Origin of the sequence: Flavobacterium sp. LM4 (genome assembly GCF_002017935.1) — a bacterium.
Classification (GTDB): Bacteria; Bacteroidota; Bacteroidia; order Flavobacteriales; family Flavobacteriaceae; genus Flavobacterium; species Flavobacterium chungangense.
The window spans coordinates 16949-29125 of the sequence record NZ_MUFW01000008.1 but is presented as its reverse complement, the minus strand read 5'-3'; the positions used below and the strand labels follow the sequence as shown (position 1 = coordinate 29125).

9 protein-coding genes are annotated in these 12177 nt (G+C 34.9%); 5 read left to right on the top strand and 4 right to left on the bottom strand.

The window, feature by feature from the left end; translation table 11 throughout:
- Genes BXU10_RS24235 through BXU10_RS24225 form a run of 3 tightly spaced genes read right to left on the bottom strand, consistent with a single transcriptional unit; the run spans position 1 to position 1980 of the window.
- A complete protein-coding gene (locus BXU10_RS24235; RefSeq protein WP_078230001.1) occupies positions 1 to 690 on the bottom strand; it encodes an aspartyl/asparaginyl beta-hydroxylase domain-containing protein in 690 nt (229 codons plus the stop codon).
- A gap of 3 nt (positions 691 to 693) precedes the next feature.
- Positions 694 to 1200, bottom strand: a complete 507-nt coding sequence (locus BXU10_RS24230) for an MBL fold metallo-hydrolase (RefSeq protein WP_078229999.1) — start codon at positions 1198 to 1200, stop codon at positions 694 to 696.
- Between the two features lie 9 nt (positions 1201 to 1209).
- Complete coding sequence (locus tag BXU10_RS24225) at positions 1210 to 1980, bottom strand: diphthine--ammonia ligase (protein ID WP_078229997.1); 771 nt, start codon at positions 1978 to 1980, stop codon at positions 1210 to 1212.
- A gap of 65 nt (positions 1981 to 2045) precedes the next feature.
- Between BXU10_RS24225 and BXU10_RS24220 the strand changes: the two genes are divergently transcribed.
- Positions 2046 to 4106, top strand: a complete 2061-nt coding sequence (locus BXU10_RS24220; RefSeq protein ID WP_078229995.1) for a M1 family metallopeptidase — start codon at positions 2046 to 2048, stop codon at positions 4104 to 4106.
- A gap of 115 nt (positions 4107 to 4221) precedes the next feature.
- Positions 4222 to 5121 carry a patatin family protein gene (locus BXU10_RS24215; protein ID WP_031454681.1) on the top strand — a complete coding sequence of 300 codons (900 nt, stop codon included), beginning with the start codon at positions 4222 to 4224 and terminating at the stop codon, positions 5119 to 5121.
- An 84-nt stretch (positions 5122 to 5205) separates the two neighbouring features.
- Here the strand turns inward: BXU10_RS24215 and BXU10_RS24210 are convergent, their stop codons facing one another.
- Positions 5206 to 5727, bottom strand: coding sequence for a hypothetical protein (locus BXU10_RS24210; protein ID WP_078229993.1), 522 nt, complete (start codon positions 5725 to 5727; stop codon positions 5206 to 5208).
- Between the two features lie 124 nt (positions 5728 to 5851).
- Here BXU10_RS24210 and BXU10_RS24205 point away from each other — a divergent pair, with 124 nt between their 5' ends.
- From BXU10_RS24205 to BXU10_RS24195, 3 genes are all read left to right on the top strand, one after another.
- On the top strand, positions 5852 to 6622 hold the full coding sequence (locus BXU10_RS24205; protein ID WP_078229992.1) for a TSUP family transporter: 771 nt from the start codon (positions 5852 to 5854) through the stop codon (positions 6620 to 6622).
- 320 nt (positions 6623 to 6942) lie between these two features.
- Positions 6943 to 9618, top strand: a complete 2676-nt coding sequence (locus BXU10_RS24200) for a T9SS type A sorting domain-containing protein (protein WP_078229991.1) — start codon at positions 6943 to 6945, stop codon at positions 9616 to 9618.
- Positions 9619 to 9827: 209 nt separating this feature from the next.
- The gene (locus BXU10_RS24195; RefSeq protein ID WP_078229990.1) at positions 9828 to 12161 is read left to right on the top strand and encodes an ATP-dependent helicase; all 2334 of its coding nucleotides are present in this window, start codon (positions 9828 to 9830) and stop codon (positions 12159 to 12161) included.
- Positions 12162 to 12177: the final 16 nt, after the last annotated feature.

The window sequence follows — 12177 nt, the reverse complement described above, 5'->3', positions numbered from 1 at the left end:
TTACTCCAAATCGTTCAAAATAGCATCTAAATTTGGCGGGTTCATTCGTTTCAGTTCTGCAATCATAAGTTGTTTTTCCTTTTCGGAAATTTTTGTAGCAGGCCGTACAAAATCATTTTGATCGGCTTCCTTAAAAAATAAACGATCAGTCCATTCATTGCGAAGTCCGTCAATAACTAAATGAATACGATCTTCAGACCCTCGGTTAGCTACCGAATGAATAAAGTTTGCATCAATATACCAGCATTCGCCTTCATTCATAATCAGTCGATTACCATCCAAAACAAATTCAACGTCACTATTTGTAATGATAGGAATGTGCAATCTGAAACAGCCGTCCTCATATCCAAGACAATTGTCACGATGAGGTTTGACTGTTGCACCAACATCTAATTTCAGCAAGCGAACAGCCGTTTTTTCGAATAAAAAGCTATTTAATATTTCTTCAAAATAAGTACAGGAATCCAGAATTTCGGTAGCAACGAGTTTATCCTCACCATTTGGCAGTGCAAAAATAGAATTCGATTTTCCGTTTTGCGACATTAAGGCAATCGAAGTCCATTTTCCGGAATAATCATTTGTATTATAATGATTTATCCAGTTTTTATCGATGATTTTATAAACATCATTTTTAAGTTTTTCTGGATCAAAAAACATCGGGAACTTTATTGAGCGTACAAGTTTATCCATAATTTAATCTCTTAGCCATTTCAGCATTTTTGGAAAAGGTTCTTTATCTTCTTTAGCTGCACGTTCTTTTCCTAAAGCAAGTCCTGCCCATTCCAGAAAGGGTAATCCAATATAATTTTCATTGGTAAAATTTGAAATCAGCCATTTTGATTCATTTTTGTATCCGTTGGGATGAAACACAAATTCAATAGGCAACTCTAAATGTTGTGCTGCAGCAAAAGACCATAAAATAGCCCCTATTTCTTCGCCTTGTGAAGGCCAGTCTGAAGCCATTTTATCCGTTCCTGCAATTTTTCTTTCGGCAGAGGTTGTAACAGCCAGATGCCCAGCCTCGTGAAGGATGTCTCCAGGATATAATAATTTTTCGAAATCAATATAAAGACAGTTTGGCCCTAAACTCAATCCGGGCAAAAAAAAAGTTTCGAGTACTTTCTCAAACACGTCTATCCCGATTTCGTTTAAGAATCTCAGGACTTTTTTTAATTCAAAAGATTGATTTTGTACAGTCATTTTAATAAATTATTTCGCAATTAAATCGGTGTACCAGAATCCATAATCAAATGCATCGGTTGCGTTTGTGTCGCAGGCCGTATTCGAAGAATCCTGATTTTTAGGCTTTTCATATTTACGATAAACGGTTTCACCAATTTCAAAACTAATTGGTTCTGAAAAAACAGGACCATCAAAAGTAAAAGTATGAAATTCTCCGTTTTCACCACAAACATCTACATTTTCCGGTAAATCATTTATAAAATCCTGATCTATAATCCGGCCAACAAAACTTTTATCGAGGTAACGTTCGTTTACACACACAACAATAGTTTTAAACCCTAAGCTGATAAACTCCTGAATTAACTCTTGTGTTGAAATTTTCCATAAAGGAAATTCGGCTTCAAAGCCAATTTCGGCTAATTTATCTTCACGGTATTTTCGTAAATCTTCCAGAAAAATATCTCCAAAAACCGAATGTGTGATGCCTTGTTTTTGCAGTTCAGATAATGTTTCAGTCATGACATTTTCATAAACTTCCATGGTTGGCATCTCTGGAATCTGCATTATTTTTAAAGGTAAACCAATACTTTTTGCCTGAGCTTCGAGCAATGCTACACGTACACCGTGCATCGAAATTCGCTGATATTGCTGGTTGACACTTGTTAATAAACATTCTATTTTAAAATCAGAATTTTGAAGGATTTTGTATAAAGCCAGAGCAGAATCTTTTCCGCTGCTCCAGTTAAATAAAGCTTTTTTAGATGTTGACACGATTGTATAATTTTCTAATGTAAACATACAAATTTCATTCGATTTGTTGATGAAACCTTTGTAACTTTGGATTTTGCCTTCAATTTAATTCAATGAAATACATTCTATTATTTTTCACCGTCTTCGGTTTTGCACAACAAACCCAATTTGTCGATTTTAAATCCGTTTCCGCACAATTAAAAATAAATGCCAATGAAAAATCGGTTTCAGGTTTGGTTGACTATGAATTTGAAGTTTTGAAACCAGTTGATACCATTAAGATTGATGCCAGAAATATGGAATTTTCAAAAGTAGAAATCAACCAAAAACAAGCTGTTTTTATTAATACGGGGAAGCAATTGCAAATCATAGATCATTTTCAGAAAGGTGAGAATCAATTAACTTTTGAATATTCAGTAAAACCAAAACAGGCTTTGTATTTTGTAAACATTGAAAACGTTGAGGTACAAATCTGGACACAGGGGCAGGGAAGATACACAAGTAATTGGTTTCCGAGTTTTGATGATGTAAATGAAAAACTGATTTTCAATTTAGGAATTTTGTACAATAAAGATTATCAGGTTCTTTCGAACGGAATTTTAAAAGAAAAAACAGAGAACAGCAATCAATTTCACTGGCAATACCAAATGAAAAAACCAATGAGCTCCTATTTGTTGATGTTAGCCATTGGAAAGTTTGATAAAAAAGAATTCAGATCAAAGTCTAAAATTCCGCTTGAATATTATCTAGAGCCTAAAGATAAAAACTGTTTTGAACCTACCTACCGATATTCTAAGCGTATTTTTGATTTTTTGGAAAAAGAAATAGGAGTGAAGTATCCCTGGGAAATCAACAGGCAAATTCCGGTTCGGGATTTTTTATATGCCGGAATGGAAAATACTACGACAACACTTTTTGCAACCCGACATGTAGTGGATTCGATTGGTTTTGAAGACCGAAATTATACTAATGTTGATGCACACGAGTTAGCGCATCATTGGTTTGGAGATCTGATTACCGCCGAAAGCAGTACACACCACTGGCTTCAGGAAGGTTTTGCAACTTATTATGCTTTATTGGCCGAAAAAGAAATTTATGGCGAAGACTATTTCTATTCGAAATTATACGATACGGCACAACAACTTAAATTTGCTTCCAGAACCGATACAATTCCGGTTTTGAATGCCAAAGCCAGTTCGTTGACTTTTTATGAAAAAGGGGCCTGGGTATTATTTGTTTTGCATGAATCAATTGGCGACAAAGCATTTAAAAAGGCTGTAAAAAGTTATTTAAAAAAGTATGCCTATGAAACAGTCAATACCCGGAATTTCTTTGATGAGATTAAAAAAACATCCGATTTTGATTTGGAAAAATTTCAGAAAACCTGGCTTGAAACAACTGCTTTTGATACACCAACGGCCAATGCTCTTTTGAGTAAAAATAAAGCAATTCAGGATCGTCTGGAAATTGATAAACTTAAAAAAACACCTTTGGCAGAAAAGCAGGATTACTTTTTAAAAATTTTAAATTCAGATGCGTATCACGCTGTAAAAGTATCTGTTATTGATCAAATTGAATCTGAAAAACACGAAGCTAAAAAAACACTCTTAATAGCTGCTTTAAAGACCAATAATACTAAAGTTCGTCAGGCTGTGGCTGAAAATTTATCGACAATTCCTGAAGATTTTAGAACAGAATACGAAAGTTTACTCGAAGACAAATCCTATCAGACACAGGAAATAGCTCTTTATTTTTTGTGGAAGAATTTTCCGGAACGCAGAACAGAATATCTTGACAAAACTAATACCTGGATTGGATTCAATGATTACAACCTGCGTACTTTATGGCTTTCATTAGCATTGTCCACAACAAATTACAGTAATAATCCCGAAGTTTTGGTTTCAGAATTAATTGCTTTTTCTTCTACAAAATACGAAGCAACCACCAGACAAAATGCTCTGGAAAAGTTAATTGCTTTTAAAATAATTAATGATCAGGTTTTGAGTAATTTAGTCAACGCTACAACCCATCATATGTGGCAATTTTCTAAATTTGGAAGAGAAACGATTCGATTCTTGTTAAAAAATTCTGAAATGCGTGCTTCATTTGAAAGAATTTTGCCTAATTTGACCCCCGATGAACAATTTCAGTTGAATCGTTTATTGAAAGAATAGAAGCAGATGCAAGAACTAGGAATTGGGGTAACATACAATTAAGAATTTATAAAACCTTTGTTTTAATTCTTTTTTCTTTCATCTAAAAACCAAAAACAAAACCTACAGTTAATTTATGAGAGCATTGGTTATTTCCGGTGGCGGCAGTAAAGGCGCATTTGCCGGCGGTGTTGCACAATATTTATTAGAAGTAAAAAGACATAAGTACGATTTATTCCTCGGGACTTCAACAGGAAGTTTATTGATTCCGCATTTGGCACTCGGAAATATTGAACAAATCCATTCGATTTACACCAATGTCAACATGTCTAAAATATTTAATATTTGTCCTTTTGTTGTCAAAGTTAAGGATGGGGTAGATATTGTAACGATTAATCACTTCAATGTAATTCGGCAGTTTTTTAAGGGAAAAAGAACGTTTGGAGAAAGCAAAGGATTAAAGAAATACATTAGAAATAACTTTTCATTGTCTGATTTCAATAAGTTGAAAAAACTAAAAAAAGATGTTGTTATTACTGTAACCAATTTTACAAAAAACGAAGCTGAATATAAATCAATAAAAGAATGCACTTACGAAGAGTTTTGTGACTGGTCCTGGATATCGAGTAATTACGTGCCATTTATGAGTCTGGTCGAAAAAAACAATTGCGAATATGGCGATGGTGGATTTTCAAGTCTGGTACCCATTCGTGAAGCAATCAACCGTGGAGCGACAGAAATTGATGTAATTATTCTGGAAACAGAAGTCAATATGGAGAAAACAGTTATAGGAAAAAACCCTTTTTCTTTGATGATTGATTTATTTCGTATTGCCTTGGATCAGGTTGAAAAACACGACATTGCTATAGGAAAACTAATAGCAAACAATAAAAATGTAAAACTTAATTTATATTACACCCCAACTAAGTTGACTAATAATGCTTTGATTTTTAATAAAGAAGTGATGAAAACCTGGTGGGAGCAAGGATATGAATATGCTCAGAATAAATCTGAGATTATGAGTGATAATAGGTAAAAAACTAAGATTTTAGTATCAAGTATTAAGCTGTAATAAATAGCTATGTGTCTTAATACTTGATATTAAAACCTTATTTCTCCACTACCATAACTCGGCAACCTCATTCTTAATATATCCCAAAGCAGCATTACTAGGAGATTGTTTCTCTAATAAATCGTTCAAGATTACTTCACGTAATTTATCAGCACTGTCAACACGATCGCTCATGGCAGCTTTACGGATCATTTGTATAGTTGAGTTCTTAGCTGTTGTGATGATAGTCCAGCATTCATCAGACATGTAAATCTGCTGAGTCAGATTGTGCTCAAACTCCTGTTCGATCTGGTCAATTACAAAGTTTTCATAATCGTGTTTTTGATTAGAAATCGGTGCAATCCGAATCAATAATTTGGTCAGGTTGATACGTTCTAAAAATAAGGTCATACGCTCGTATGCCTGCAAACGTATTGGCAAAGATTGTTTTTGATATTCTTTGTTTAATAAAAAAGCACGTTTTTTGTCATTGTTTTTAATGTGAAGTTCGAAAAAACTGTAGGCCACAAATCCCGTAACAATCGCAGGCAAAGTATAACTCGCTAATTCTATAATTCTTGTAAAATCCATTTTCAAATATTTTTAGCAAAAATATACTTTTTGCAGAGAAATTCACTTTAAAATTATTTAATAAACTAAATGGAAGCCTTACTTTTGTGCCAATTTTCATAACTTTTTGGAATACAAATTTTTAATGGATTCATATATAATAATTTTACTTTGTTTAGCTGCATTTGCAGCAGGATTTATTGATGCAATTGTGGGCGGCGGCGGATTAATTCAAACTCCCATGGGATTAATTTTATTACCGAATCTTCCAGTTTCGACAGTCGTAGGGACCTTGAAAATTCCAGCGTTCAGCGGCACTGCTTTTGCAGCTTTCCAATATCTTAAAAAAGTTGTAATTCAGTGGAAATTACTTTTAATCATGATGGGTTTGGCAATACCCTCAGCATTTTCGGGTTCAACAATATTAACTTTGGTAAGCAACGATTTTATGAAACCGCTTTTACTGGTGGTTTTGTCATTGTTATTTGTTTACACCTATGCTAAGAAAAATTTCGGACAGCATGTTGCCAAAGATCATTCCTATAAGACACAAATTTTATATGCTGTTTTTATTAGTATAATTGTTGGCTTTTATGACGGATTTATTGGTCCGGGAACAGGAAGCTTTTTTGTTGTTGCTTTTATTGCTTTAATGGGTTTTGATTTTTTGCACGCGTCTGCGAATGCGAAAATGGTAAACCTTGCAACCAATTTCGGATCTATTTGTTTATTTGCAATAAAAGGAAAAATTATCTGGACCATTGCAATACCTATGGCGATAAGTAATGGGCTTGGCGGATGGCTTGGCGCAAAACTGGCGATCAATAAAGGTAATGGTTTTATTAGAATTTTCTTCCTGATTGTGGTAATCGGTACACTTGTCCGGTTTGCTTATGATGTTTTTTATAAAAAGTAATAAAGAAAATTCCTTTCTTTATTTTTCTCTCCTTATTTTGAGTTTATGTCATCGATTACAGTTTGCAGATATTTCTGGTTTTTTCTTACTGTTTTACGAATTTCATAATTACAGATAGTCTTTTTTTAGATGTTAATTTTTACATATTTAAATATATTTTAACATTTTATTAGGTATTGTCTGAAAAAAAATATAAATTCGTGTAATCGATTACATTTGTAAAAGTCAAATGTTTTCGATTTTAATAAATGAGTTTCAGAAATCGAGTATAATTTTTTGAATGAATAATAATTACTAACTATCATAAAACCTTTATTAAAATGAAAAAAAAATTAACCAGTTTATTCGGTGTATTGTGGCTTTTTCCACTTTGCATGTTTTCACAAATTTATGTTTCACCAACAGGTACCGCTGGCAATCCGGGTACTTTGTCAAGTCCTACTACGCTGGCAAATGCCATAGTAACAGTAAGCCCCGGGCAAACCATTTATATGCGGGGCGGTACATATTCAATAGCTTCCACAATTTTGATTGAAAGAGCAAATAGTGGCACATTAGCTAATCTTAAACGTATTGAAGCTTATAATAGTGAAGTTCCAATTCTTGATTTTTCAGCACAAACTGAGAGTTCTTCAAACAGAGGGATTGTTTTAGATGGACTTTATTGGTATTTTAAAGGAATTACTATTAGAAATGCAGGTGATAATGGTATGCTGCTTTCAGGTAATAATAATACTATAGATAATTGTATTTTTGAAAAAAACAGAGATACCGGTCTTCAGTTAAGCAGATATACCACAAGTTATACTTCAATTAGTCAATGGCCTTCCAATAATTTGATTCTCAATTGTGAGTCTTTCGACAATAAAGACTCAGGTTCAGAAAATGCAGATGGTTTTGCAGCAAAACTTACCTGTGGACAGGGCAATATATTTAGAGGATGTATTTCTCATAATAATATTGATGATGGCTGGGACTTGTATACTAAAACAGATACAGGACCAATCGGGATTATTTTATTTGAAAATTGTGTAGCATATAATAATGGTACACTGACAACAAGCGGAACTTCCGGAAGTGGAGATAAAAATGGTTTCAAATTAGGAGGAGAAGGTATTGCTGTAAATCATATTGTGCGACGTTGTATTGCTTATGGTAATGGCCAACATGGTTTTACAGATAATAACAATCTGGGATCTATAGAAATGTCTAATAATACCTCTTATAATAATGCAGAGAGCAATTTCAATTTCCGAACAGGCGGAACCCACCAGTTCAGAAATAATTTGTCGTTTAACTCAGGCAGCAGTGATAAAAAAACAGGAACCGATGTAAGCAATTCTAATGTGTGGTGGATAAACAACGTTAGTACAAATGGAGGCTCACTGGTTGTAAGCAGCGCAGATTTTGTTACTTTAACTGCCCCAACAGTTACTAAAAATGCAGACGGAAGCCCTAATTTAGGTAATTTTTTAACATTAAGTGCCTCCAGCGATTTAATAAATGCGGGTGTTTCTGCTACCGGAATTGCTTTTAACGGCACAGCTCCGGATCTTGGAGCAAGAGAATCAGGAGGAACCCCTGTTACGAACTATACGCTTACAACTACTGCAAATCCAACAGCAGGAGGAAGTATTGCGCGCAGTCCTAATGCTACCTCTTATGCCGCCGGAACTGCTGTAACACTTACAGCAACCCCTGCATCCGGATACACATTTACGAGCTGGAGTAACGGAGCAACAACTGCTACAATAACAGTAACGATGAATGCCAATAACACAATTACAGCAAATTTTACAGCAACAACAACTTCTTATACTTTAACTACAACAGCTACCCCAGCTGCTGGCGGCAGTATCAGTCGTAGTCCAAATGCAGCCAGTTATACAAGCGGAACTGTAGTAACCCTTACTGCAACACCTGCTTCCGGTTACACGTTTGCAAGTTGGAGTAATGGAGCAACAACAGCTTCAACCACGGTAACGATGAATGCCAACACCACAATTACAGCAAATTTTACAGCAACAACAACTTCTTATACTTTAACTACTACAGCCAGCCCAGCTGCTGGTGGCAGTATCAGTCGTAGTCCAAATGCGGCCAGTTATACAAGCGGAACTGTAGTAACCCTTAATGCAACACCTGCTTCCGGTTATACGTTTGCAAGCTGGAGTAATGGAGCAACAACAGCTTCAACCACAGTAACGATGAATGCAAATACAACAATCACTGCAACTTTTAGTCCGGTAACTACAGGTAATACTACCTTAAGAATTGATGATAATACCACCACAACAAATGGGTATTGCGGGGCTGATGGATCTCGTCAAAGCAGTTATACAGGGGCTGATGGAGGTTTTTATATTAATCTGTCTAATTCAGCTGCAAAAGGAATAGATTATTCCATCAATGTACCTTCAGCAGGAACTTATACAATTAAATTTAGATACGCTAATGGTAGTAGTTCTTCGGCCTCGGTAGCCAAAGTAGTTTTAAACGGTGCTACTGCTATCGCCAGTTTAGGATTTCCTAAAACTACAAATTGGAGTACCTGGTCTACTACTGCAGATGCAACAGTTACACTGGTAAGCGGAATAAACAGAATAAGATTAGAAACAACCGTAAGTTCAGAATTTGCTAACATTGACTGGTTAGAAATAACAGGAAATTCTCCAACAGCAGCTAGTTGCAGCAGTTCAGCTAAAATGGCATCATCTAATAATGCTATTGCAGAAACTGTGTCTGTTTCTGAAGCAGTTGTTTCACCAAATCCTGCAGAAAATATTATCAACTTAATAGTTACTGCAACAGAAAGCAAAGAAGCAAATATTACATTGTCTGGTGTGAACGGGCAAATACTTGTTTCAAAAAAACAAATATTAGCAAACGGACAAAATGTAATTGCGGTTAATCAACATTCAATTGCTGCCGGTTTATACATATTAACTGTAGAGGCAGCTGATATTCAAAAATCAATTAAAGTGATTGTGAAATAATAAACACATAACCTTGATCAATAGCCACTTCATATAATTAAGAAGTGGCTATTTTTTTTGATTAATAAATGGATATTCAATCTTTTTTTAATTTTTACAGGGTTAAAAAAATAGCATTAATTTGATTCGACTTACATAATAATTGGTTTTGTATATATACAATTTCTAACGCTTAAATTCTTATTTTTGCATAAAAGGAGAAAAATTTCATGCAAAATTATATTGACCAGCTCAACGAAGCACAAAGAGAACCCGTTTTACAAAAAGACGGGCCAATGATTATTATTGCTGGTGCAGGTTCAGGAAAAACCCGTGTTTTGACAATCAGGATTGCCTATTTAATGTATCAGGGAATTGATGCATTCAATATACTTTCACTCACATTTACCAATAAAGCTGCCCGTGAAATGAAACACAGGATTTCAGCAATTGTTGGGGCAAGTGAAGCAAAGAACTTATGGATGGGGACTTTTCACTCTGTATTTGCACGTATTCTCCGTTCAGAATCTGAGCATTTAGGGTATCCTTCCAATTTCACTATTTATGATTCTCAGGATTCACAACGACTGATTTCTTCCATTATAAAAGAAATGCAGCTTGATCGTGATATTTATAAACCCAAACAAGTTTTGGGAAGGATATCGACCTATAAAAACAGTTTGATTACTGTAAAAGCCTATTTTAATAATCCTGAATTGATGGAAGCCGATGCAATGGCAAAAAAGCCACGTTTAGGCGAAATTTATCAGCAATATGTTGAACGCTGTTTCAAAGCAGGAGCAATGGATTTTGATGATTTGTTGTTGAAAACCAATGAATTATTAACTCGTTTTCCGGAGGTTTTAGCTAAATATCAGAATCGTTTTCGTTATATCCTGGTTGATGAGTACCAGGATACGAATCATTCGCAGTATCTGATTGTAAGAGCTTTGTCAGACAGATTTCAGAATATTTGTGTAGTTGGTGATGATGCCCAGAGTATTTATGCCTTTCGAGGAGCCAACATCAACAACATTCTGAATTTCCAAAAAGATTATGAAGGGGTGAAGATGTTTCGTTTAGAACAAAATTATCGTTCTACCCGAAATATTGTTGAAGCGGCAAATACGGTAATGGAACATAATAAAACCAAACTGGATAAGGTAGTTTGGACAGCTAATGATTATGGGCACAAAATTAAAGTGCATCGAAGTCTGACTGATGCCGAAGAAGGCCGTTTTGTAGCCAGCACTATTTTCGAACAAAAAATGCAAAATCAACTGCACAATGGTGCTTTTGCTATTTTATACCGTACAAATGCCCAATCTCGTGCTATGGAGGATGCATTGAGAAAAAGAGATATTCCGTATCGAATTTATGGAGGACTTTCATTTTATCAGCGTAAGGAAATTAAAGATGTTTTGTGTTATTTACGTTTGGTAATTAATCCAAAAGATGAAGAAGCACTGATTCGTGTGATTAATTATCCGGCACGGGGAATTGGAGATACAACTGTTGAAAAATTGACTATTGCAGCCAATCATTACAAACGCTCAATTTGGGAAGTAATGGTGAATATTGATAAAATCGATTTGAAACTGAATGCCGGAACAAAGAACAAACTGAAGGATTTTGTTACTATGATTCAGAGTTTTCAGATTATTAATGAGAATCAGGACGCTTTCTATATTACTGACCATGTTGCTAAGAAAACGGGTTTGGTACAAGAACTTAAAAAAGATGCTACTCCGGAGGGGATGGCTAAAATCCAGAATATTGAAGAACTTTTAAACGGTATTAAAGATTTTACAGAAGGACAAAAAGAAATAGACGGAGCAAGAGGAGCTTTGTCTGAATTTATGGAAGATGTAGCATTGGCTACAGACTTAGATAAAGACACATCTGATGAAGACCGTGTAGCCTTAATGACTATTCACTTAGCAAAAGGTTTAGAATTTCCACATGTTTTTGTGGTAGGAATGGAAGAAGATTTGTTTCCGAGTGCAATGAGTATGAGTACACGAAGTGAATTGGAAGAAGAACGTCGTTTATTTTATGTAGCTTTAACCCGTGCTGAACATCAGGCATATTTAACCTATGCGCAATCACGTTATCGTTGGGGGAAACTGACAGATAGTGAACCATCACGTTTTATTGAAGAGATAGACGGTCAGTATTTAGAATATTTAACGCCTTCAGAAAGCAATTATCGTTATAAACCCACGATTGATAGTGACATATTTGGTGATGTCGATAAATCGAAACTCAGATTAGCAAAACCAATAGGAGGAACACCTCCAAAACCTATTACGTCTAATGAATCCACTCCCGATTTAAATATTCGAAAACTAAAGCCTGTTGCAGGAACAAATCCAAATGCTGCTGCTAATTTATTTGATAATAAACTAACCGTAGGCAATATTGTAATGCATGAACGTTTCGGCAAAGGAGAAGTTATCAATTTAGAAGGAGTTGGAGCTGATAAAAAGGCCGAAATTAAATTTGAAGTAGGTGGAATTAAAAAACTTTTGCTGAGATTTGCTAAGTTAGATGTTGTAGGATAATAAATGTTTTGATTTT

Bases quoted from the DNA above. Each gene is read 5' to 3' on its own strand.
- BXU10_RS24235 (WP_078230001.1), bottom strand. From the start codon at position 690: ATGGATAAACTTGTACGCTCAATAAAGTTCCCGATGTTTTTTGATCCA.
- BXU10_RS24230 (WP_078229999.1), bottom strand. From the start codon at position 1,200: ATGACTGTACAAAATCAATCTTTTGAATTAAAAAAAGTCCTGAGATTC.
- BXU10_RS24225 (WP_078229997.1), bottom strand. From the start codon at position 1,980: ATGTTTACATTAGAAAATTATACAATCGTGTCAACATCTAAAAAAGCT.
- BXU10_RS24220 (WP_078229995.1), top strand. From the start codon at position 2,046: ATGAAATACATTCTATTATTTTTCACCGTCTTCGGTTTTGCACAACAA.
- BXU10_RS24215 (WP_031454681.1), top strand. From the start codon at position 4,222: ATGAGAGCATTGGTTATTTCCGGTGGCGGCAGTAAAGGCGCATTTGCC.
- BXU10_RS24210 (WP_078229993.1), bottom strand. From the start codon at position 5,727: ATGGATTTTACAAGAATTATAGAATTAGCGAGTTATACTTTGCCTGCG.
- BXU10_RS24205 (WP_078229992.1), top strand. From the start codon at position 5,852: ATGGATTCATATATAATAATTTTACTTTGTTTAGCTGCATTTGCAGCA.
- BXU10_RS24200 (WP_078229991.1), top strand. From the start codon at position 6,943: ATGAAAAAAAAATTAACCAGTTTATTCGGTGTATTGTGGCTTTTTCCA.
- BXU10_RS24195 (WP_078229990.1), top strand. From the start codon at position 9,828: ATGCAAAATTATATTGACCAGCTCAACGAAGCACAAAGAGAACCCGTT.